General features: G+C 65.1%; 24 protein-coding genes. 13 read left to right on the forward strand and 11 right to left on the reverse strand.

The genetic code is table 11. The features are described from left to right. Window position 1 precedes the first annotated feature (1 nt). The 3 genes from LH20_RS19665 to LH20_RS19675 form a co-directional block, all read right to left on the reverse strand. Window positions 2-1,171: an efflux RND transporter periplasmic adaptor subunit gene (locus LH20_RS19665; protein WP_053555681.1), complete on the reverse strand. Its 1,170-nt coding sequence runs from the start codon at window positions 1,169-1,171 to the stop codon at window positions 2-4. A gap of 109 nt (window positions 1,172-1,280) precedes the next feature. Then, window positions 1,281-2,588, reverse strand: a complete 1,308-nt coding sequence (locus tag LH20_RS19670) for a TolC family protein (protein WP_144423619.1) — start codon at window positions 2,586-2,588, stop codon at window positions 1,281-1,283. 65 nt (window positions 2,589-2,653) lie between these two features. After that, window positions 2,654-3,016 (reverse strand): hypothetical protein, encoded by a 363-nt coding sequence (locus tag LH20_RS19675; RefSeq protein WP_053555682.1) that lies wholly within the window; start codon window positions 3,014-3,016, stop codon window positions 2,654-2,656. A gap of 418 nt (window positions 3,017-3,434) precedes the next feature. On the opposite strand from LH20_RS19675, the gene LH20_RS19680 reads away from it, so the two are divergent. The 6 genes from LH20_RS19680 (at window position 3,435) to LH20_RS19705 (ending at window position 10,685) form a co-directional block, all read left to right on the forward strand. Continuing rightward, window positions 3,435-3,836: a DUF3703 domain-containing protein gene (locus tag LH20_RS19680; RefSeq protein WP_053556391.1), complete on the forward strand. Its 402-nt coding sequence runs from the start codon at window positions 3,435-3,437 to the stop codon at window positions 3,834-3,836. 49 nt (window positions 3,837-3,885) lie between these two features. Further along, window positions 3,886-4,224: a hypothetical protein gene (locus tag LH20_RS19685; protein ID WP_053555683.1), complete on the forward strand. Its 339-nt coding sequence runs from the start codon at window positions 3,886-3,888 to the stop codon at window positions 4,222-4,224. A gap of 64 nt (window positions 4,225-4,288) precedes the next feature. After that, window positions 4,289-5,524: a TolC family protein gene (locus tag LH20_RS19690; protein WP_053555684.1), complete on the forward strand. Its 1,236-nt coding sequence runs from the start codon at window positions 4,289-4,291 to the stop codon at window positions 5,522-5,524. Then, on the forward strand, window positions 5,521-6,783 hold the full coding sequence (locus tag LH20_RS19695) for an efflux RND transporter periplasmic adaptor subunit (protein ID WP_053555685.1): 1,263 nt from the start codon (window positions 5,521-5,523) through the stop codon (window positions 6,781-6,783). The genes LH20_RS19690 and LH20_RS19695 overlap by 4 nt, the downstream gene beginning before the upstream one ends. Before the next feature lie 17 nt (window positions 6,784-6,800). Beyond that, window positions 6,801-9,962, forward strand: coding sequence for an efflux RND transporter permease subunit (locus LH20_RS19700; RefSeq protein WP_053556392.1), 3,162 nt, complete (start codon window positions 6,801-6,803; stop codon window positions 9,960-9,962). 117 nt (window positions 9,963-10,079) lie between these two features. After that, window positions 10,080-10,685, forward strand: coding sequence for a cation transporter (locus LH20_RS19705; RefSeq protein ID WP_053555686.1), 606 nt, complete (start codon window positions 10,080-10,082; stop codon window positions 10,683-10,685). 52 nt (window positions 10,686-10,737) lie between these two features. On the opposite strand, the gene LH20_RS19710 is transcribed toward LH20_RS19705, so the two are convergent. Beyond that, complete coding sequence (locus tag LH20_RS19710) at window positions 10,738-11,160, reverse strand: MerR family transcriptional regulator (RefSeq protein WP_053555687.1); 423 nt, start codon at window positions 11,158-11,160, stop codon at window positions 10,738-10,740. 55 nt (window positions 11,161-11,215) lie between these two features. Between LH20_RS19710 and LH20_RS19715 the strand changes: the two genes are divergently transcribed. The 7 genes from LH20_RS19715 to arsH all read left to right on the forward strand — a co-directional run bounded on the left by LH20_RS19715 (window position 11,216) and on the right by arsH (window position 17,088). Next, on the forward strand, window positions 11,216-11,851 hold the full coding sequence (locus LH20_RS19715) for a cation diffusion facilitator family transporter (RefSeq protein ID WP_053555688.1): 636 nt from the start codon (window positions 11,216-11,218) through the stop codon (window positions 11,849-11,851). A 4-nt stretch (window positions 11,852-11,855) separates the two neighbouring features. Further along, a complete protein-coding gene (locus tag LH20_RS19720; RefSeq protein ID WP_053555689.1) occupies window positions 11,856-13,808 on the forward strand; it encodes a cytochrome c/FTR1 family iron permease in 1,953 nt (650 codons plus the stop codon). A gap of 133 nt (window positions 13,809-13,941) precedes the next feature. Next, window positions 13,942-14,271 carry an ArsR/SmtB family transcription factor gene (locus LH20_RS19725; protein ID WP_053555690.1) on the forward strand — a complete coding sequence of 110 codons (330 nt, stop codon included), beginning with the start codon at window positions 13,942-13,944 and terminating at the stop codon, window positions 14,269-14,271. Window positions 14,272-14,302: 31 nt separating this feature from the next. Next, window positions 14,303-14,824 (forward strand): arsenate reductase ArsC, encoded by a 522-nt coding sequence (locus tag LH20_RS19730; RefSeq protein WP_053555691.1) that lies wholly within the window; start codon window positions 14,303-14,305, stop codon window positions 14,822-14,824. Beyond that, a complete protein-coding gene (gene arsC, locus LH20_RS19735) occupies window positions 14,821-15,252 on the forward strand; it encodes an arsenate reductase (glutaredoxin) (RefSeq protein ID WP_053555692.1) in 432 nt (143 codons plus the stop codon). Before LH20_RS19730 ends, arsC begins: the two co-directional genes overlap by 4 nt. 7 nt (window positions 15,253-15,259) lie before the next feature. Further along, entirely contained in the window at window positions 15,260-16,327 is a 1,068-nt protein-coding gene (gene arsB, locus LH20_RS19740) for an ACR3 family arsenite efflux transporter (protein ID WP_053556393.1), read from the forward strand. A 5-nt stretch (window positions 16,328-16,332) separates the two neighbouring features. Then, window positions 16,333-17,088 carry an arsenical resistance protein ArsH gene (gene arsH, locus LH20_RS19745; RefSeq protein WP_053555693.1) on the forward strand — a complete coding sequence of 252 codons (756 nt, stop codon included), beginning with the start codon at window positions 16,333-16,335 and terminating at the stop codon, window positions 17,086-17,088. A 27-nt stretch (window positions 17,089-17,115) separates the two neighbouring features. Here the strand turns inward: arsH and LH20_RS19750 are convergent, their stop codons facing one another. The 7 genes from LH20_RS19750 to trbJ are packed head-to-tail and all read right to left on the reverse strand — an operon-like array spanning window position 17,116 to window position 22,327. Next, window positions 17,116-17,337 carry a DUF2274 domain-containing protein gene (locus LH20_RS19750; protein ID WP_053555694.1) on the reverse strand — a complete coding sequence of 74 codons (222 nt, stop codon included), beginning with the start codon at window positions 17,335-17,337 and terminating at the stop codon, window positions 17,116-17,118. After that, entirely contained in the window at window positions 17,334-18,563 is a 1,230-nt protein-coding gene (locus tag LH20_RS19755) for a TrbI/VirB10 family protein (protein ID WP_053555695.1), read from the reverse strand. The genes LH20_RS19750 and LH20_RS19755 overlap by 4 nt, the downstream gene beginning before the upstream one ends. Continuing rightward, window positions 18,560-19,375 carry a P-type conjugative transfer protein TrbG gene (trbG, locus tag LH20_RS19760; RefSeq protein WP_442800467.1) on the reverse strand — a complete coding sequence of 272 codons (816 nt, stop codon included), beginning with the start codon at window positions 19,373-19,375 and terminating at the stop codon, window positions 18,560-18,562. The genes LH20_RS19755 and trbG overlap by 4 nt, the downstream gene beginning before the upstream one ends. Window positions 19,376-19,392: 17 nt before the next feature. Continuing rightward, window positions 19,393-20,076: a conjugal transfer protein TrbF gene (gene trbF / locus LH20_RS19765; protein WP_053556394.1), complete on the reverse strand. Its 684-nt coding sequence runs from the start codon at window positions 20,074-20,076 to the stop codon at window positions 19,393-19,395. 4 nt (window positions 20,077-20,080) lie between these two features. Further along, window positions 20,081-21,361, reverse strand: coding sequence for a P-type conjugative transfer protein TrbL (trbL, locus tag LH20_RS19770; RefSeq protein ID WP_053555696.1), 1,281 nt, complete (start codon window positions 21,359-21,361; stop codon window positions 20,081-20,083). Beyond that, window positions 21,358-21,681 (reverse strand): putative entry exclusion protein TrbK-alt, encoded by a 324-nt coding sequence (trbK-alt, locus tag LH20_RS24275; RefSeq protein WP_082737024.1) that lies wholly within the window; start codon window positions 21,679-21,681, stop codon window positions 21,358-21,360. The genes trbL and trbK-alt overlap by 4 nt, the downstream gene beginning before the upstream one ends. Continuing rightward, window positions 21,611-22,327, reverse strand: coding sequence for a P-type conjugative transfer protein TrbJ (gene trbJ, locus LH20_RS19780; protein WP_053556395.1), 717 nt, complete (start codon window positions 22,325-22,327; stop codon window positions 21,611-21,613). Before trbJ ends, trbK-alt begins: the two co-directional genes overlap by 71 nt. Window positions 22,328-22,332: the final 5 nt, after the last annotated feature.

The raw sequence follows: 22,332 nt of genomic DNA on the forward strand, positions 1-22,332 counted from the left end.
TTTATTCCTCCTCGCCCGCGCCCTTGCCGAGTTCGGCCTTGAGCAGGAATGCGTTCTTGGTCGCGACGATCTGGCCCGGCTTCAGCCCGGAGAGGATTTCGACACGGCCCGCGCTGCGCTGGCCGACGGTGACCTGCTGCGCGCGGAAGCCGTCCTTCGTGCGGACGAACACAACGTCGCGCCCTTCGAGCGTCTGGAGCGCTTCGTCGGCGATCACGATCCGTGCCGGCCCACCGGTTTCGGCGCCGCGGCCCGGAAGCAGACGCACCCGGACTGCAAGGCCCGGCTGCAGCGCTCCGGGCACATCGAGCACGGCAGTCGCCGATCGCGTGTCGCCGGAAAGTCCGGGGGTAACAGCCCGCACACGGGCATCGATCGTCCGCCCGTCGGGAAGTTCGATGATCGCGCGGTCTCCGGGCGAGAGCCGCTGTGCATCGGCCGGACCGACTGCGGCCTCGATCTGCACCTTGCTGGGATCGGCAACGCGGAACAATTCGGTTTCGGGCTGGACGAAGGCGCCCAGACTGGCGTTCTCCGCCGTAATCCGCCCTGATATCGGGCTGGCCACGATTACGCTGCTGCCATCGCGCGTAACCTGCGCGGCGCTCGCTGCGGCACGCGCGCGTTGCGCCTCCGCTGCGGCGGCCGCCGCTTCGGCTTGCGCCTGCTCGTAATCGACCCGCGCCGACACCTTTTGATCGAACAGCGTCTTCTCGCGATGGAGATTCTTCTGCGCAAGGGTCGAGCGCGCATCGGCGGCAATCCGTTCGGCCGCGATCTGGGCCGCGTCGCGGCTCTGCACGATCGCGATCGTCTCGCCGGCGCTGACCGGATCGCCTAACCGCTTGAAGAGGCGTGTGACCGCACCGCCCGCGCGGGCGGTGACGATCGCCTCGCCGCTCGGTGCGGCGGTAACGGTCGCTTGCGAGATGATTTCCGAACCGAGTCCGCCGGCGCCGATCGTCTCGACGCCGATCTCGGCGGCCTTGATCGCATCGGGCGCGATGGCGAGGCTGCTCGGAAGGGCTTCGCTCGCCGCTTCCTTTTCGCCTTCGGCCGCCGGTGCGGCGGCCGGGTCGGCGGTGCAACGTGCAACGCCGAAGCCCGTGACGGCGGCGAGTATCATGGCGCCCGCGACAGTGCCGAGGAGACGCTTGTCCTTGGTGATCATATTCTATCTCCGCTGTTGATGCGGTTCGCGCGCCGACCGGCGGCGCACCCCTGTTGACTTGGAAGAACGGCAGCGAATGCGCCCCCGTCCACTGGAAGGCTCGGCGCGCTCATGGCTGATGATCCGCATCGCCGTCGGCGGCGGCCTGGCGCGAGAGGATGGCGCGGGCTTCGGCCCGGGCCTGGCGCGCCGCGATCAGCTCGGCCTGCGTTGCCGCATAAGCCTGCTGCGCGTCGATATATTCGACGAGCGATGACTTGCCGGCGCGGTAGCTGAGTTCGGCGAGCCGGACACTTTCGCGCGCCTGCTCGATGCCGCTGCCCTCAAGCGCCGCGAGGCGAGCTTGGGCGGCGTCGAGTTCGGCCTGGGCGTTGGCGATTTTCGCCTCGGCGTTGACGACCGCATTCTCCCGCCGCGCGATGGCGGCAGCAACGTCGGACTTGGCGGCCGAGATGTTGCCGCGGTTGCGATCGAAGATCGGGAGCGGCACCGAGACATTCGCAATGAGCGCGCGATCACCTGTATCGCGAAGCTGCCGCACCCCGAAGCCAACCGATGGGTCGAGGCGACCGTCGGCGTGCTGCCCCTGGAGGCGAGCTTCGGCGATGAGGCGGTCGGTCTCGGCAAGCCGCACGTCGAGCGTGGCCAGCGAGTCAACCGAGGCAGGCATCACCCACAGGTCGCCTTCGACCAGTTCGGCCGGAGCAACCGAGCTGCCGAGAAGCGCTGCCAGCGAACGGCGCGCCGTCCGTTCCTCGGCCTCGGCGGTGCGCAGTTCGGCGGTTGCCTGGACCAGCGCCGCGTTGGCACGGAAGGCCCGCAGCGGCGGCTCGTTCCCGGTGTCGACCATTGCCTGCGCCACGCGGACGAGTTCGCGAGCGCGCGCTTCATTCTCGCGCGCGAGCGCCAGACTGTCGCGGGCCGCGAGCGCGGTCGCGAACTGGTTACGAACCTCGAGCGCGAGATCTGCGCGGGCAATCTCAAGCCGATATTGCGCGGCCAGAAACTCGGCGTCGGCGAGCGTCATGCGCGCGCGGCGGCGCCCGCCGATATCGAGACGCTGATTGACCGAGACCGTCGTTTCGAGACCATTCAGACCCGAGTAGGGGCCAGTGCCTGCAAAATTCTCGACATCGACGTTAAGGATGGGGTTGAAGCGATAGCCCGCCTGACGCTGGCGACCGCGCGCGGCCTCCACTTCGGCTTCGGCGGCAACCACGCGCGGCGAGCGCGCGTCGGCCTCCTCCATCGCCTGGGCGAGGGACAATCGAGCGGGAAGCGGGCCGGTACGCACGGCCTCGCCTGCGGAAGAAGGCGGTCCCACCAGCTCCGTCGCTGCCGACTGGGCAGCGGCGGGCGCGGAATTTGCGCCTGCAACGAGCGCCACGATACTCGAGGCGACAACTATGGATTTCATGAAAAGGAGACTCCTGACGTTTCCAGGGAGAAGCGCACGCGAAGGGCGCGCGCAGACCTAGAGCGTCAGGCGATTGGAGGGCGGAACGTCCCGATGTAGGCGACGGGCGGCAAGGCGGCCGTCAGGATGCGCGTATGCGCTTCAGGGGCAGGCGTTTCGGTCGCTGCCGAAAGCGTTTCCGCCGGGACGCCCGAATGGTGGCCATGGCAACCATGAGCGGCGGCAGGCACCTGCTGCTTTTCGCCGGGCGACGATTTTTTCTTGTCGGGCTCGGCGCTTTCGGTAGCCGGCGCACTCACGCAGCCCGCTTCGATCGCCGCGACAAAAAGGCTCGCCTCGGCCCGATCCTCGGTCGCATGCGCGAGCGATCCTGCAACCGTTCCGGATGCAAGGAGAAAGGTCAGCAAGAGGAGGATTACCCGTCGCATTGGAACCGGCCCCTAGCATCGAAATAGCGCGATGAAAAGTAGAAGATTTTCAATCAACTTCGGCGGCACTATTCGAACCCCCGAAAGGATGCTGTAATGTTATCTCATGATTGCAACCAAGGCGTGTATCCGTCTTAGAAATACTTATTACACCGCCTAGAGGAACAGGATATCCGTCGAACAACCGGGCGTTAAGCACAATAGTGCTACGATTGTCTTTCAATCTTAGTTCCGGCCTTACGCTATTGCTTCTATCCTTTTTTGTACTGGCCCGCGCACGGGCGGCGGGATTCGTGCCGGACAGGTCGGTAAATCGGAAATCTCGCATTGAGGCGGCGAACGGCAACATGAGGGCTTGACCCTGTATCTACTACAGGGTGCAAAAGCCTTCCCTGGACAAAAATGGGGACCCTGCATGATGACATCGACTGAAAAACCGCTGACCCGGGCCATCGTCGCGCCGCTCCTGCGCGACCAATGTCGCCTGTTCCGCGAATCAAGACGATTCGGCGATGAAGCCGCCGCGTGGCGGGCGCTGGAATGGGAGCATATCTTGAGCCAGCCCTATATGGGCCCGCATCTGGCCTCGCACTGGCACATGTTCCGCTATGCGATCGAACTCGGCGATAGCCGCGAAGCCGCCGGTCAGGCGATGCGGTTCCTGCTCGTCCCGCTCGGCTCGCTGACCGGCCGGCTCCCGGCCGGGAACAATGGACGCGCGCACGTGAGCGCCTTCGATCCGATGCCGCTGCCGGAGGGCCTGGCGGTACTGATCGAGGCGGCCCGGTCGGCGACCGAACGCGACGCCCGAAAGGGCTGATCCGGTTTTGGACTTCCGGAACAAGCCATTCGCTGTTAGGGGCGCGCGCATGTCCGGCGCTCCCCTTCGGCTGTTCCTTGTGTTAATCCTGCTTCTCAGCGGGCTCCACAATGCTGCACCGGCGATGGCGGGCATGACGCACCATGCGACGGATTCGCATCTGTCCCACCATGCGGAACCGGGCCATGCGTCGGGCAAGGACACGCAAAAAGGTCAGCAGGATGCCGACCTCCACGGCAGCCACCATAATTGCCCGGTCGCATCCGACCAGGCCCTTGCGGGCCATGACGATCTATCCTGCTTTTCCGGCGGCCTGCACTTCGCGCTGCCCGCCACGCGCCTCGCTTCGCGCGCCCTCGCGCCTCCCCTGAACCCGCCCCTCGCCTGAACGACGCCTGCCGCGCAGCCCTTCCCGGCCTGCGCTCAGCCGAACCGTTCAGGAGTGATCATTCATGCATATTCATATGCGCGCCGCCCTGTTGGCCGGGGCTGCGCTGCTGGCGGGGTCCGTATGGGCTCAGCCGCTAACGCTCGACCAGGCGGTCGAGCGGGCCATCGCTGCATCGCCAGAGCTCAGAGCGGGTGAAGCGGGGGTCGACGCCGCGCGTGCCGACCAGCTGCAAGCCCGCGTTCGTCCCAATCCGACCGTCTCGGTCGATATGGACAATGGCGTCGGCACGGGCAGCTATGGCCTGTTCCGACAGTCAGAACTGACCGTCACCTATTCGCAGCCGCTCGAGCGCGGCGGAAAGCGGGAGGCGCGGATGGCGCTTGCCGAGCGCGGGGTCGTTCTGGCCGAGGCGCAGTGGCGGCTCGTCCGGCTCGACATCGCCCAGGACGTGCAGCGCGCCTATATCGACGTCCAGATCGCCGAGCAGATGGTCTGGATCGCCGAGGATCGCGTCAAGCTCGAGAAGGAAATACGCAGCGAGGCGATCCGCCGCGTGCGGGGTTACAAGGATCCGCTGTTCGTCGAGACGCGCGCCGATGCTCGTATCCTCGAAGCGGAACTGGCGCTCAAGGAGGCCCAGGCGAAGCGTCAGTCGGCGCGCGCGCTGCTGGCCTCCTTCTGGGGCGGCACGCCCGATAGCCTCGTCATTGCCGAGGGGATCGAGAAGCCCGATCCGCGCGATCCACCGCTCGCCGAGGCCGATGCGGCCGTCTTCGACGCGGCCGTCGACCGCGCCCGGGCACAGGTTGTCGTCGAGCAAAGCCGCACGCACCAGGACTATACGGTGTCGGGCGGCACTCGCTTCCTTCGCGAGACCAATGATGTCGCCGTTCTCGGCGGAATCTCGATCCCGCTCGGACGCTTCGATCGCAACCAGGGCAATATCGCCCGGGCCCAGGCCGAACGGCGGCAGCTCGAATTCCAGTCCGAAGCGAGCCGCCTCGAACGGCTGCGGCGCCTCGCGTCGCTGCGCGCCGATGCCGACGCCGCACGGGTGCGGGCCGAGGGCATCATGAACGACGTCTATCCCAAGGCGGTGAAGACGCTCGGTCAGGTGCGCGAAGGCTATGCCCGCGGCGGCTTCCTGTTCGCCGATGTGCAGGATGCCGCCGACGTCATCATCCAGATTCAGGGTCAGTGGGCCGAGGCCATGACGCGCTACCGCGATTTGCTCGCGGAAATCGATCGCCTGACCGGCCGCTTCGATGCGGCTCCCCTTGCGGAGAATATTCCATGAAGAAATTTCCATTTCCCGCCGCTGCGGCGGCGCTGTTCCTTGCCGTCCCCCTCGCTGCCTGCGGCGGCGGAGCCGAAGGCGAAGACAAGCATGCAGAAGGCGAGAGCCATAACGAGGGCGAAGGCGAAGAAGACGCCGAGGGCCCGAATGGCGGTAAATTGCTCAAGAATGGCGATTTCGCTGTCGAAGTCACGATTTTCGAGAATGGCACCGAGCCGCAGTTCCGAGTTTTTGCCACCCGAGACGGGAAGCCGGTCAATCCCAAGGAAGTCCAGCTCGCGATCTCGCTCACGCGGCTTGGTGGCGACGTCGATCGCTTCACCTTCCGCCCGCAAGGCAAGTTCCTCGCAGGGCAAGGCGTCGTCACCGAACCGCACAGCTTCGATGTCAAAGTCGTCGCGGTGACTGGCGGCAAACGCCACGTCTGGCAATATGCCAATCCCGAGGGACGCACGCGGATCGCGGCCGACGCCGCCAAGGCCGGCGGGATCGAGACCGCTATCGTCGGACCGGCGACGGTCGGCGAGATGCGCGAACTCTATGGCACCGTCCAATTGTCGCCAACGGCCCGTTCCGAAATTCGCGGTCAATTCCCGGGCCGCGTCGTCTCGGTGACCAAGGCGGTGGGCGATACGGTTCGCCGCGGCGAACTTCTCGCGCGGATTGAATCGAGCGAGAGCCTCCAGGTCTATCCCGTGCATGCGACGGTCGGCGGGATCGTTGCCGAGCGCAACGCCAACCCCGGCGATGTCACCGACGGGCGGGCGCTCTATGTCATCACCGATCCGGCGCAGACGACGGTCGTCTTCAACATCTTCCCGCGGGACCTCGCGATCATCCGGCCGGGCATGCGGGTGACGGTCGAGACGCAGGACGGCGCCGCGATTGCGACCGCACCGCTCGGACAGTTCCTGCCTGACGGCAATGTCGAGGCGGGCACCGCGCTGATCCGCGCAACCATTCCCAATCGCTCGGGAACGCTGCGCCCCGGAATGGCCTTGCGCGGCCGCGTGATGGTCAATCCCGTCACCGTGCCGCTGGCTGTGCGTACCGAGGCGATCCAGCCCTTCCGCGACTTCAAGGTGGTCTATGCCAATTTCGGGCGGGATTATGAGGTCCGGATGCTGAAACTCGGCCGTTCGTCGCCCGAATGGACCGAGGTCCTGTCGGGCATCAAGCCCGGCACCGCCTATGTCACCAAGGGCAGTTTCCTCGTTCGCGCCGACATCGAAAAGTCCGGCGCGGGCCACGACCATTGATCGGGGAGCAGGACAATATGCTAGCCAGAACCATAGGCTTTTCGATCCGGCAACGATGGCTCGTCCTCGCGGTCGTCGCGCTTCTGTGCGTGATCGGCGCGTGGAGCGCGACCAAGTTGCCCATCGACGCCGTTCCCGACATCACCAACGTCCAGGTCCAGATCAACACCAAGGCCGAAGGCTATTCGCCGCTCGAAGCCGAGCAGCGTATCACCTACCCGATCGAGACCGCGATCGCGGGCATCCCCAACCTCAACTATACAAGGTCGATTTCACGCTACGGCCTGAGTCAGGTCACCGTTGTCTTCGAGGACGGGACCGACATCTATTTCGCGCGCCAGCAGGTGGGCGAGCGGCTCCAGGCTGCGAGGGGCCAGCTTCCGCCGGGGATGGAACCCGAAATGGGTCCGATTTCCACCGGCCTCGGCGAGATCTTCATGTTCTCGATCGAAGCCGAACCGGGCGCACGAAAGCCGGACGGCACGCCCTACACGGCAGAAGACCTTCGAACGATGTCAGACTGGGTCATCCGGCCGCAGATGCGCACGATCCCGGGGGTCGCCGAAATCAACACGATCGGCGGCTATGCCCGCCAATATCATGTGACCCCCAACCCGGCCTCGCTCGCCGCGCTCAATCTCTCGCTCAACGATGTCGTCACCGCGCTGGAGGCCAATAATGCCAATCGCGGCGCCGGTTATGTCGAGCGCAGCGGCGAGCAAATCCTGATCCGCGTTCCTGGTCAGGCGAACAATGAGCGCGACCTGTCGCAGATCATCGTCACCACCCGGGGCGGCGTTCCGATCCGGATCGCCGACGTCGCCGATGTTGCGATCGGTTCGGGACTACGCACGGGCGCGGCAACCGAGAATGGCAAGGAGGTCGTCCTCGCAACGGTCTCGATGCTGATCGGCGAAAATCCGCGCGTGGTGGCGCAGGCCTCGGCCGAACGCCTCGTCGAAGCCTCGCGTGCCTTGCCGAGGGGCGTGGTCGCGAAGCCGCTCTATGATCGCACCGCGCTCGTCGAACGGACCATTTCGACGGTGCAGAAGAACCTCGCCGAGGGCGCGCTGCTCGTCATCGTGATCCTCTTCCTGCTGCTCGGCAATTTCCGGGCGGCGCTGATCACGGCGGCGGTCATTCCGGTCGCGATGCTGATGACGCTGACGGGCATGCTCCAAACGCGGACATCGGCGAACCTCATGAGCCTCGGCGCGCTCGACTTCGGCCTCATCGTCGACGGGGCCGTCATCATCGTCGAAAATTGCCTCCGCAGGCTCGGCGAGGCACAGCACAGGCTCGGACGCCTGCTCGATCGCGACGAACGCTTCGGTCTCGTCGCCTCGGCGAGCGCAGAGGTGATCAAGCCGAGCATCTTCGGCATCATCATCATCACTGCCGTCTATCTGCCGATCTTCGCGCTCGAAGGCGTCGAAGGAAAGACCTTCCACCCGATGGCGATCACCGTCGTCCTCGCGCTTACCGCTGCTCTGCTCCTGTCGCTCACCCTGGTTCCGGCCGCGGTGGCGCTGTTCGTGACCGGCAAGGTCGAGGAAAAGGAAAATTGGCTGATGCGCGGTCTCGGCAAGGGCTATCGCCCGATGCTCGACCGCGTCCTCAAGTGGCCGAAGGCTGCGCTGGCTGGTGCTTTGGCGCTTGTCGCGCTGAGCGGCGTGGCGGCGACCAGTCTCGGGTCCGAGTTCATCCCGGACCTCGACGAAGGCGATATCGCGATGCACGCGATGCGTATTCCCGGAACGAGCCTCACCCAGTCAATCGCGATGCAGGAGGCGCTGGAGAAGAGAATCAGACAGTTCCCCGAAGTCGAGCGGGTGTTCGCGAAGATCGGCACGCCCGAAGTCGCGACCGATCCGATGCCGCCGTCGGTCGCCGACAATTTCATCATGCTCAAGGACCGGAAGGAGTGGCCCAATCCGAGAAAGACCCGCGACCAGCTCGTCGCCGAACTCAATAAGGCGGTGAACGAGGTGCCGGGGAACAATTATGAGTTCACCCAGCCGGTGAAGATGCGGATGAATGAACTGATCGCCGGCGTTCGCGCCGACGTCGCGATCAAGCTGTTCGGCGACGATCTCGACCAACTGCTCGAATCGGGGCAGGCGATCGAGGAAGTGGCCGGCGGGATCGCGGGCGCACAGGACGTGAAGCTCGAACAGGTCACCGGCCTGCCGATGCTCTCGGTCACGCCCGATCGCGACAAGCTTGCGCGCTATGGCGTGAGCATGGAGACAGTCCAGGACGCGGTTTCGACCGCGACCGGCGGGCGGCAGGCGGGCGAGCTCTTCGAGGGCGACCGGCGCTTCGACGTCATCGTCCGACTTCCCGAGGCCATTCGCACCGACCTCGCGTCGCTTGGCAATCTCCCCGTTGCGCTTCCCGCGGGTGGCTTCGTGCCGCTTTCGGAGCTGGCGGAGATTTCGCTCGCGGCGGGGCCGAACCAGATCAGCCGCGAAAATGGCAAGCGCCGCGCGGTGATCACGGCAAATGTTCGCGGGCGCGACCTTGGCTCGTTCATCGACGAGCTGACCCAGAAGGTCGAAGCCGATGTCGTTCTGCCCGATGGCTATTATATCGAATATGGCGGGACGTTCGAGCAGCTGCAGTCGGCGACCGAGCGCCTCCAGATCGTGGTGCCGCTCGTTCTGCTGCTGATCTTCGGACTGCTTTTTATGCTGTTCGGATCGGTTCGCGATGCGGCCATCGTCTTCTCGGGCGTGCCGCTGGCGCTGACGGGAGGCGTCGCAGCGCTGGCGCTTCGCGACATTCCGCTCTCCATCTCGGCGGGGGTCGGCTTCATTGCGCTCTCCGGGGTCGCGGTGCTGAACGGTGTGGTGATGCTGTCCTTCATCAAGGATTTGCGCGAACGTGGCCGACCGCTTGTCCAGGCGATCCGCGAAGGCGCGCTCACCCGCTTGAGGCCGGTCATGATGACCGCGCTCGTCGCCTCGCTCGGCTTCGTGCCAATGGCACTCAACGTCGGTGCGGGTTCGGAAGTGCAGCGCCCGCTCGCAACGGTGGTGATCGGTGGCATCATCTCGTCGACGATCCTCACTCTGCTCGTCCTGCCGGCGCTGTACCTCTTGGTCCATTGCCGCAGCGCGAAGATCGAAGAAGAGGAAGTCGCCGGGCCGCGGCGCGAGTCCGGCCTCGCAACCTGAAGCCAGGCCTTGGCGGTTTGCTGCATCGCATGGGCGGCAAGCGGCCAGTCGCGAACAGAGGCGGAACCCTAAAGGGTTCCGCCTCCTTTTGGGGATGGTGGGTATGAGGAGCGTTAAATGATAGACAAGTCAGCGGGCACCGACCGCGAAAAGCGGACCCTCCAAATTGTTCTTTTCCTGAACGCGGCGATCGCCATCGCCTTTCTCATAACCGGCGCGCTGGGAGATTCGAGCGCCCTCATCGCCAATGGTCTCGACAATTTGTCGGACGCAGCGGTCTATGCCCTGAGCCTTGTCGCGCTAAGCCATGGCATCAAATGGAAGACCCGCGCGGCTACAGCGTCGGGCGTCATGCTATTGATCTTCGCGGCCGGCGTCCTGTTCGATGTCGGGCGGCGCTACTTTCAGGGTAGCGAACCGATCGGCGCGACGATGATGATTATGTCGGCGGTCGCTGCCGTGGTGAACTATGCCTGTCTGAAGCTGCTTCAGCGCATTCACAATCCCGATGTCAACCTTCGCGCGGCAACGACCTTCAGCTTCAATGACTTCGTTTCGAACGGCGGCATCCTGATCGCCGGCGTCCTCGTCTGGTGGCTCGGCACGAACTGGCCCGACTTGCTCGTCGGGTTCGCCACTGCGCTGATTGCCATTAAGGGCGGCATCGAAATTCTGCGCGATGCCCGGAAGGAGACTCGCGGCGCGGCGGGCGACGACCCCTGAATTTGAAAGATAACAAGATGAAGACCGAATGATGGAGTCCACGGGACTACCGCTAGACCGCGGACGGCAGCGTCGCCTCGATCGCCTCAATCACTCGGCAATCGGCTATGCGGCCGCCCTCACAGAGCTGAACGATCCGGGCGAGTTCTGCGCGAAGGCGCGCCATGCGTTCCAGACGCTCGTCGACGTCGAGCAAATGCCGCGCCGCCAGAGCCCGAACCTCGGCGCAGTCCTGCTCGGGCCCTGCCGCAAGTGCGGTAAGTGAACGAATTTCGTCGATCGAAAATCCCAGCCCCCTCGCGCTCCGGATAAACGCGAGGCGCCGGACATCCTCGGGACCATAGCTGCGACGGCCGGAAGCAGTGCGCGCGGCATGAGGCAAGAGGCCGATGTCCTCGTAATAGCGGATCGTATTGACCTTCGTGCCCGTCCGGCTCGCCAGCGCTCCGATGGGAAGTCCTACGTCGCGGCCCATATGCACCTCAGAAATGTCTTGATTCTACAGTTACTGGAGAATGTAGGACAACGCGATGAGCGAAAGCAACGACAGTAACTGCGGCTGCACCGGTGACACCGTGCGTGCCGAGCGTGATCCCGCCTATCGACGGGCGCTCTGGATCGTGGTCATACTCAACCTCGGTTTCGGCGTATGCGAAATCATCGGCGGCTTCATCGCCAACAGTCAGGCCCTCAAAGCGGATTCGCTCGACTTTATTGGCGACGGTTCGATCACTTTGGTGGGACTACTGGCGCTCGGCTGGTCTGCTGCAAGCCGGGCACGGATCGCGCTGACCCAGGGACTGTTCCTCGGTGCGCTCGGGCTGGGGGTGATCGCCTTTGCCGTGGCACGGGCCTTAAATGCCGAGCCACCCGAAGCCGAACTCATGGGCGGCATCGGCGTGGTCGCCTTGGCCGTGAACGTGACCGCGGCGCTGGTTCTCTCGCGATTTCGGGACGGCGATGCCAATGTGCGGGCCATCTGGCTGTTCAGCCGAAACGATGCGATCGCGAATATCGCGGTCATCGTCGCGGCCATATTGGTCGGCTGGACGGGCAGCGCCTGGCCCGATCTTCTGGTGGCGGGCGTCATCGCCCTTCTCTTCCTGCATTCGGCAACGGAGATCGTACGCAACGCACGCGCCGAACTGCGCCCGTCGCGGGCATAGCAAGATGAGCGCATACTCCACGCTTCGGCGCGCCACGGCCATGTTGCTCGCCATGCTGTTGCTGCTTCCGGCTATCGCACGCGCCGACACGGCCTCGGTGCAGACGATCTGGCGCCTGCTCGATTATGTCGCCGTGGACTATTCCGGCGCGGTGCGTGACGGCCGTGTCGTCAGCCAGGCCGAATATACCGAAATGCTGGAGTTCACCGATTCGGCCGCCGCGAAGATTGCGGCGCTTCCACCCAAAGGCGCGCGCGCGCGGTTGCTGGCTGGTGCGAAGCGGTTGAAAGCCGCCGTTGTCGCCAAGGAAAGCCCGCAGGAGGTTGCGCGGCAGGCCCGATCGGTCGCGGCGGCGTTGCTCAACGCCTATCCGGTGCCGCTTGCGCCGGCGCAAAGTCCCGATCTTGCAAGGGGCGCCGCTCTCTATGCGCAGAATTGCGCATCATGCCACGGCATGTCGGGCGATGGCCGCGGCCCCGACGCAGCCAGGCTCGATCCACCGCCGATCGCCTTTTCCGATGCGGTACGCGCCCGCGAACGAAGCCTTTTTGGACTCTACCAGGTGATCGAGCAAGGTCTGGACGGAACGGGGATGCAGAGCTTCGCCGACCTTCCTGCCGCCGATCGCTGGGCCCTCGCCTTCTACAGCGGCCGCTTCGCTTTCCGTGATACGACGCAGGGCGAGCGGATCTGGCAATCCGACGCGTCCGTCCGCCGCCTGGTGCCTGACATGCCTACCCTGACGGCAATGACGCCGGCGGCGCTCGGTGCGAAGATCGGACAACCGGAGGCCGACGCCGTGATGGCCTATCTCAGGGCCAATCCTCAGGCCGTCGCGGGGCCGGGAACTGGATCGCTGGCGCTGGCGCGGGAGCGGCTCGAACAGAGCTTCACCGCATATGCTGCCGGGAAGAGGCAGCAAGCCGGGGAACTTGCGCTGTCCGCCTATCTTGACGGGTTCGAACCCCTCGAGCCGCTCCTCGCCTCGCGCGACGGCGCCCTCATGGCCCGGATCGAGACGGCAATGGGCGCGGTGCGCGCGGCTATCCAGAAGGGCGCACCCGTCGCGGAAGTCCGCCGCGAGATTTCAGGGCTCGATACGCTCTTCACCGAGGCCGAGCAGGTGCTTGCCCCCGAACAGGCGAGCAGCGCATCGGCCTTTGCCGGGGCCCTGACGATCCTGCTGCGCGAGGGCCTGGAAGCAATTCTTGTCGTCGTCGCGATCATCGCTTTCCTGCGAAAGGCCGAGCGCCCGGAAGCCCTGCGCTATGTGCATGCTGGCTGGGTTGCCGCCCTTGCCGCGGGTGGCCTCACTTGGGCGCTCGCGACCTATGCCATCGGCGTCAGCGGGGCGAGTCGCGAATTGACCGAGGGCTTCGGATCCTTGCTCGCGGCCGTCATTCTGCTGTCGGTCGGTATCTGGATGCACGGAAAATCCCAAGCCGATCAATGGCAGCGCTATATTCACGCAAAGCTGAGCGCGGCGCTCTCGAAACGCTCGTCCTGGTTCCTGTTCGGGCTCGCCTTCCTCGCCGTCTATCGCGAGGTGTTCGAGACCATCCTGTTTTATGCCGCGCTGACGTCGCAAGGCAGCGGCGGAGCTGTTTTCGGCGGCTTTTTGACCGGGATCATCCTGTTGACCGCCATAGCCTGGGCGATGCTCCGTTACAGCCAGCGGCTGCCGATCGGCAAATTCTTCACGTACAGCTCGGCGCTCATGGCGGTGCTTGCCACCGTATTGGCGGGCAAGGGCACGGCGGCGCTGCAGGAGGCGGGTATGCTCTCGATAATGCCCGTGGTCGGCTGGCCGCGGATCACGATCCTGGGTATCTATCCGACGCTGCAAGTCATCCTGATGCAAGCCGCCGCGCTGCTCATCATAATCCTCGGCTTCTGGTATAATCGACGGGCCATCGGAGCCGGGCGGCCTGACAGAGCTGGCAATCAGTCTGTGTAGGGGGACGACCCCCAATCGGTTGCCATCCCGCCGGCATCCGCGCCGTAAGCCCATTGCGCGCGTCGACGAACTGATCCATCGTGTATTTCCGATATGAATTGACAGGTCTGCATACATCGGATAATCCCGATGTATGCAGACCGATGCTGCCTTGTCCATCCTTGCCGCTCTGGCGCACCCTACGCGCCTCGATGCATTTCGCTTGATCGTTCAGCATGAGCCCGCAGGGCTATCGACGGGACAGCTCGTCGAAGCGTCGGGGCTCAGCCAGAGTAGCTTTTCGACGCATCTCGCGGTTCTGGTGAAGGCAGGCTTGGTAATACCGGAAAGGCGCGGCCGGCAAATCATCCAACGAGCGGACATCGACGCACTTCGCGGTCTGATGCTCTTCCTCGCAAAGGACTGTTGTCAGGGACGCGCTGAACTGTGCGAACCGCTGCTCGCCGACCTTGCCTGCTGCTGATCGGCATATGCAGCCCCTGAGAGAGAAGTCGATGACCGACAATATCTATAATGTGTTGTTCCTTTGTACCGGCAACAGCGCCCGCTCGATTCTAGCCGAAGCTCTGCTCAACCGCATGGGCGAGGGGCGGTTCCGTGCCTATAGCGCCGGGAGCTTTCCCAAAGGCACGGTCCATGCACAGGCGCTCGCGCTTCTCGATGAGCTCGGGTTCGAGACCGACGGTCTGCGCTCGAAAAGCTGGGACGAATTCTCGGGACCAAACGCTACCAGCTTCGATTTCATCTTTACCGTCTGCGACAATGCTGCCGGGGAGACATGCCCGATCTGGCCCGGGCGGCCGATGAGCGCTCATTGGGGGATTGAAGATCCGGCCGCGATCGAAGGCCCCGGTCAGCGCGAGGCGTTCGAGCGCGCGCTCCATTATCTGTCGAACCGAATCTCGCTGTTCCTCGCGCTGCCGCACGATAGCATCGACGAAATGGCAATGGAACGGAAGCTCAAGGAAATCGGCCGCGCCGAAGGTGCGACCGGCCAAGCGGAGTCGGCCCAATGACCACCGATATCGTCATCTACCATAATCCCGAATGCGGAACCTCGCGCAACGCTCTCGCGATGATCCGCAATGCCGGGATCGAGCCGCATGTCGTCGAATATCTGAAGACACCGCCGTCGCGTGCGCTGCTCGAACAGTTGATCGCGCGGGCCGGCGTTACCCCGCGGGAATTGCTTCGCGAGAAGGGCACACCCTTCGCCGAACTCGGGCTCGGCGACGAGAGCCTCGAAGACAGCGCGCTCATCGATGCGATGATGGCGCATCCTGTCCTCATCAACCGGCCGCTCGTCGTGTCGCCGCTCGGCGTGAAGCTCTGCCGCCCGTCCGAGGCAGTCCTCGACATTCTTCCGGCCGGTCAGTTCGGCGCCTTCGCCAAGGAAGATGGTGAGCAGGTGGTCGATGCCGACGGTCATCGCGTCCGCACCTGAGCCAGCCATGACCGCATCCGCCGAACGCGAACGCCTGACGTTCCTCGATCGCTACCTGACGCTGTGGATCTTCCTTGCGATGATGGTCGGCGTATTGCTCGGATCAGCTTTCGAGGGGTTGCCCGCCGCCATCGATGCCATGTCGGTCGGCACGACGAACATCCCGATCGCGATCGGCCTCATCCTGATGATGTATCCGCCGCTCGCGCGCGTGCGCTACGACGAACTGCCACGCGTTTTCGAAGACAAGCGCGTCCTGGCCATCTCGCTGATCCAGAACTGGATCATCGGCCCGGTTCTGATGTTCGCGCTCGCGGTCATCTTCCTCTCGGACCGGCCCGAATATATGACCGGGCTGATCCTCATCGGCCTCGCACGCTGCATCGCGATGGTGATCGTCTGGAACCAGCTTGCGAAAGGCGACAATCAATATGTCGCGGCACTCGTCGCCTTCAACTCGATCTTCCAGATCCTCTTCTTCAGCGTCTACGCCTGGTTCTTCCTGACGGTCCTGCCGCCGCTCTTCGGACTCGAAGGCAGCGTCATCGACGTCAGCTTCCGGACGATCGCCGAGGCGGTCCTCATCTATCTCGGCATCCCCTTCCTAGCAGGCTATCTGACGCGCCGCGTCCTCGCCCGCGCCAAGGGAGAAGAATGGTACGAAACGCGATTCCTGCCGAAAATCGGCCCGGTCACGCTGGTCGCGCTCCTCTTCACCATTGTCGCGATGTTCAGCCTCAAGGGCAGCGAGATACTCACCATCCCCGGCGACGTCATCCGGATCGCGATCCCGCTCACCATCTATTTCGTGGTGCAATTCCTCATCAGCTTCTGGATGGGTAAGCTGATCGAAGCGGACTATCCGCGCACGACCGCGGTCGCCTTCACCGCCGCGGGCAATAATTTCGAGCTGGCGATCGCTGTCGCAATCGCCGCCTTCGGCCTCGCCTCGCCCATCGCTTTCGCAGCGGTCATCGGCCCGCTTGTCGAGGTGCCCGTCCTCATCCTCCTCGTCAGCGTTGCGTTCCGCCTCGGACGTCGCTGGTTCCCGGCGAGCGTTCCTTCACAAGCCTGAGTATCATGACAGAACAGACCCACAGCCGCCTGCGTGCGCTCTCCGACGCAGACCATTTTCCCGCATTGAGCCCCGAATATCTCCACGCACAGCCGGCGTTTGGTCTGGGGCCGCTCGATCCCGCGCCGCGCATCCTTCTTCTGTACGGATCGCTGCGCGAGCGTTCCTACTCGCGCCTCGTCGTCGAGGAAACGGCGCGTCTGCTCCAGCTTTTCGGCTGCGAGACCCGCATCTTCGACCCTTCCGACCTGCCGATGCCCGACCTCATCGCCGACGACGATCATCCGGCGGTCGAGGAACTGCGGCAGCATTCCATCTGGTCCGACGGCCAGGTCTGGTGCAGCCCCGAACGCCATGGCCAGATTACCGGCATCATGAAGGCGCAGGTCGATCACCTTCCCCTCGCCTACAAAGGGCTCCGTCCGACACAGGGCCGCACGCTCGCCGTGATGCAGGTCTCGGCGGGATCGCAGTCGTTCAACAGCGTCAACACGCTGCGCATCCTCGGCCGCTGGATGCGGATGATCACCATCCCCAACCAGTCGAGCGTCGCGAAGGCCTATCAGGAGTTCGACGAGGCAGGACGCATGCTGCCGTCGAGCTATTATGACCGCATCGTCGATGTCGCCGAAGAGCTGGTGCGCTTTACCGTGCTCACGCGCGGCCACGCCGAACAGCTCGTCGACCGCTATTCGGAGCGCAAGGATCGCAACGCCCCTATCCCGACACCCGCACAGCTGGCCAAGTTGCCGGGGGCGTGATGTCTTGTGGCCGCGAACTGGTGCCGATCAGGATCGACGCCGCAGCTTGCCGAACTCGCGGTCACCGCTCATGAAGCGCTCGATCATCGGAGCAATCAGCCGCTCCACCGGCAAAGGCTCGGTGAGCCCGTTGGCCCTGGCATGAACGCGGGCATAGTCAGCAAGATCGCGCATAACGCCGCCCGACAGTTCAACCGTGACCTTGACCGGCCGATCCTCGGCGATGGGTCCGAGCCGCAGCTTGCTCATCGGGATTCACCGCTGAAAAGCGGCTCCAGCACCAGGTCACGAGTGACGATAACCCGAAACGCGAAACCGGGACGGATGGTAATAGTGGGCGGTATGGCGAGTTGCCGTTCGACGATTTGCCGCCCGGTCTGGCCGATCGAATCCTGCGATCCCGACCGGATCGCACGAACGAGCCGGTCGTCGTCGTTCGCTCCGAGTTCGGCGCCGACGCCGAGCAGGGCCGATACGAGCGCCGCCTTGAACATATGGCCCCAATGATAGTCGGTGCGATCCGCCAGCCCCGCCATTCCGGCGGCGTCGGCCCCGGGAAGCCGGCCAAGTGCGATCGAGCGGCCGCCGGGAAGGGTCAATCGATCCCAAGCCAGTAACACGCGATTTTGCCCTGCCACGATCTCGCTGTCATATTCTCCGATCAGGCGCGAGCCCTGGGGGATCAGGAGAATGCGTCCCGTCGGACTGTCATAGATATTCTGTGTTACCTGCGCTGTGATCTGGCCCGGAAGATCGGAACGGATGCCGGTGATCAGCGCCGCCGGAATGATATTCCCGGCCTGCACGACATAGGGCGAAGCGAGCGGGACGATGCGTTCGCCGCTGCCTGTCCGGCGCGGACCATCTCCCCTCAGAAAGGGACGAGCCGGGGCTTCTGCGCCCGGCGGGATGATCGCCTGCGCCGCGGGCGGCGCAGGTTGTTCCGCGGCATTGGCCGAGGCGCTGCTTCCCCCGCTTGCCAGGAAAAGATTGCTTGAACGCGCCGCGTCGCTTTCCTGGATCCGCCGCTCGCGCGCCTGATCTGCCGCCCGCTGTCGTGGATCGGTCGGCGGTGGAACAGGCGCCATGGGCGGCGGCGTTATCATCTCACCCTCCCTCTGCGCCGAGACGATCGGCCGGCCGAGGTCACCGGGAAGCGGCGGCCCGAGTTTCGGAACCGCGCCATAATCCGCGGGCGCGCCCGTAATGACCTCCGAGCGGTTGGGGCGATCGGTTTCATAGAGATTCTTGCCGGCCTGGGGCGCAGGCGATCGCAGCGCCCAGAGCAGAGCACCTGCGATCGCCAAGCCTGCCGCGCCGCCGATGACCGCGAGCGCCCGGCGCGAGAGGCGCATTACAGGCGGCATCTCGCCCTCAAGCCGAAACCCGATGGGGCTGGACGGCGCGACGGGGCATTCCGCCGCTAGGGCTTCGGGAGGCGGTTCTGCCTTCCCTTCCCGTTCCGGCACGCTCATGACCGCCCCCGACGGCGCTTGTCGTCGCGCTCGATCCGTATCTTTTTCGCGCCACGCCCGCTGCCGAGCCGCAGTTCGGCGCGTTCGAACAGGCGGTCGACGATCAGGAACCGGCCTCGCACGCGGTAATTGACGAGCTCCGCACCATCCTTGTCGCCGAGCACGAAGAGCGGGGGCATATCGCCCTCGGCAATGCCGTCGCCAAACTCGACGAACAATTGGCGGCCGTCGTCGAAGACGCGCTGCGGGCGCCAGGGCACCTTGTCGCCGCTGATCCGATAACCAAAATTGAGCGCCGCAAAGTCGATGCCGCCCGCAACGGGTGCAGTGCGCTCCCGCTCGGTTTCGGCCGCTCGCAATGCGATTAGCTCATCGGCCGGGTAGGACCAGCTGACTGCCGCCATATAGGTCGAAGGCGTTGCGCGCAGTTCGAGATGATAGGTGCGGCGGTTGGTGTTGATGACGAGGTTCGTCATGATGTCGGGGCGGGTCGGCTTGACGAGAATATGAACGCGCCGCGACACACCGGCGCCGCTCAGCGTGTCGCCGATGATCCAGCGGACCGTATCGCCGGCGGCGACCGGTCCGGGTCCGACGAGCTCTTCACCTTCCTGCAGCGCGATGTCGGTGACCTGCCCCGGGGCTGTATAGATCTGGAACAGCGCGCCATCGGCCCAGGCATATTTCTGGATCGCGTTAAGAAAAGTAGCGCGGTCCGGCTGAACGCGCGCCGCGTCATTGGCCCGGCCGACTTGCATCTTGACGTCGGAGGGGGCCGCGAGGGCAGGAAACGCGAACGCGGCTGCGGTCACGAAAGCGAGAAAACGCGTCACTGGCTGAGCTCCTTCGACCAATTTATGGCGGTGACAAAAATGCCGAGCGGGTTGCGCCGCAAAGCATCGGGGGTACGGGGCGGCTGAACCGTCACGGTGACGATCGCCGACCAGCGCGACGTCTCCAGAAGGCTGCCGTCCTGATAGCGGCGCTCGGTCCAGGCGATACGAAAGCTGTCCTTGGAGGCGCGGATCACGCTCGACACATCGACCGCGACCTGTCGTTTGCCGATCTCCGCGAAGGGATCGTTCAGCCTCGCATATTCATTTAGCGCCTGCGCGCCGCTCGCCGTGGTGAAATCATAGGCGCTGAGCCAGTCCTTGCGCAGCACGATCGGGTCGGCCGGAATCGACCGGACATGCTCGATGAAGCGTGCGAGATGGAAGGCGATTTGCGGATCGGTCGGCGACCAGTCGGCGTCTGCGGGCGCGACGGCCCTTGCCTCGCCGAGCTTGTCGACCTCGACCACCCAGGGCGTGATCGTGCCGCGCAGCGACTGCCAGACCAGAGCCGAGGCGAGGCCGCCTGACAGAAGCAGGGTGCCGAAAAAGGCGAGCCGCCAATTCTTCGCCTGGACGCGCGACGAGCCGATGCGATCGTCCCAGATCTGCCCCGCGCGCTGATGCGGCGTGACCGGGACGGGCGAGATCCCATAATGATTGGAGGGCCTGCGGAAAATCATATCAATCCCTTTCGCTGATGTCAGGTGCGGAGCCAGCGCCGTGGCTATCGCCGCCCTTCAGGGTCTGCGCGCCGACCATCGCGCCCTGCGCGACCGCCTGCCGCTGCCGCATCGCGGTCGCCCACGCGGGCGGCGTGCCGGCAGCAGGTGCCGACCCGGCCTTCGCCGCCTGACCCGCGCGGCCGGCCGCAAATTGCTCGCGGGTCCGCTCGGCGGCACGCCGAAGCGGGGACGCCGCAGCGCTCGCCGCCGAGCGCGCGACACTGGCGAGACCCGCACCGACCGCCTGCGCCCCGCTCTTCCCGGCCGCGCCTGCGGCGTAGGAGCCCGATGCGCTGCCCGCAGTGCGGGTAGCGCCAGCCGCAGCGCCGCGCGCAAAGGTGGCGGCGGCACCGGTGGCCAGCGTCGCACCCGCCGCGCCTGCGGCGAGCGTGGCGCCGGCGGCGACGGCCGTGCCGGCCGCAGCGCCTGCGCCGAGCTGGGGACCGCCCGCGACGATGCCATTGGCGATCGAAGGACCGAAGATACCGAGACCCAGCAATGTGAGCGCGCCAAGCGCGATCGCCATCACCTGCTCGATGTCGGACTCGGCGCCAATCTGGGCACCCATGAAGCGATCGAAGAGGGTCGTGCCGATCCCGGTGATGACGGCGAGCACCAGCACCTTGATGCCCGAGGAAACGATATGGCCAAGGACGCGCTCCGCCATGAAGGCGGTGCGGCCGAAAAAGGCGAAGGGGATCAGAACGAAGCCCGCGAGCGTGACGAGCTTGAACTCGAGAATCGTCACGAAGACCTGCACCGCGAGGATGAAGAAAGCGAGGACGACGATCACCCAGGCGATCAGCAGGATCAATATCTGCACGAAGTTGGTGAAGAGCCCGATAGGCCCCAATAGGTCCTTGCTCGCATCAAGAAGCGGCTCCGCGGCATCGAGGCCCGTCGCCGCAATGACGCCCGGGCGCATGAAGTCGCCGATCGCCATGGTGCCGCCGCTCGCCTTCAGCCCAAGGCCAGCAAAGCTTTCGAGCATGATCGTCGCCAGGCTCTGGAAATTACCGATGATGAACGCGAAGACGCCAATATAGAGCGTCTTCTTGACGAGCCGCTGCATGACATCCTCGTCGGCGCCCCACGCCCAGAACAGCGCCGCGATCGTCACGTCGATGACGATGAGCGTCGTCGACAGGAAGCCGACTTCGCCGCCGAGCAGTCCGAAGCCGCTGTCGATATAGGTCGAAAAGACCGACAGAAATTGGTCGATCACGCCCGTGTCGTTCATCGCTCGTTCCTCCGCTCACCGAAAAACCGGCGACGCTTCGCTTCCCATACCGCTTCGCAATCGGGGTCGGCCGTCGTGATGGTCCGGCAGCGGCGAAGCCCATCGTCCGGCGCCGGGTGTGCGTCCGCCCCGGAGACCTGGGGGGCGGACGCACGAGGCGCGGGCGGCAGGGTCACGGCGACGAGCGCGAGCGTCATGGCGATTCCGCCCAGCACTGCCGCGCCGGCGATCCTGGCCGCCCGGCCCATCTCAATTGCCTTTGCGGAAGCGGCGGAAGCGCTCGCGTCCTTCGGCTTCGGCAGCCGCCGCGCGGGCGGCATCGAGCATCTGCGCCCGCCCCTGCGCGGCGATCGCAGCGGCAAGATCGCCGAGTTGCTGCGACTGGAGCGCGAGCAGCTGATTGCCCGCCTGTGCCGCCTGGAGGGCGCCGGTCGCGGACTGGCTCGCGGTCACCAGCGTCGTAATCGAGCGGCGCGCATCGCCCATATTGCCGACGACGCCCGCCTGGACCTTCATCGCATCCTGGAAAGCACCGACGCTGTCGTTCCAGCGCGCTTCGGCATTGGCGACCATTTCCGCCTGCGTGCCCGTCAGCGCGCCGCCCTTGTAGCGCGCGTCGAACGCCTTCTGGATGTCGCCGACATCGAAAGCGACCCGCTGCGCTTCGCCGAGCAGGGCGCGGGTCCGGTCGACCTGACCTTGCAGCTCCTCGAGCGTCGAAACGGGCAGGCCCGACAGGTTGCGTGCCTCGTTCGCCAGCGACGTCGCCTGATTCTGCAGCTGCTTGATCTGATTGTTGATCTGTTCGAGCGTGCGCGCGGCGGTCAGGATGTTCTGGGCGTAGTTGCGGGGATCGTGGACGATCCCGCCCACCTGGGCCGCGGCCGGGGCGGACACGGCCGCAGCCGTGATGCCGAACCCGGTGACGAGCAGCGCGGCGGCACAATGGAAAATCGGCGTCTTCATGGTCA

Origin of the sequence: Sphingopyxis sp. 113P3 (assembly GCF_001278035.1) — a bacterium.
GTDB lineage: Bacteria > Pseudomonadota > Alphaproteobacteria > Sphingomonadales > Sphingomonadaceae > Sphingopyxis.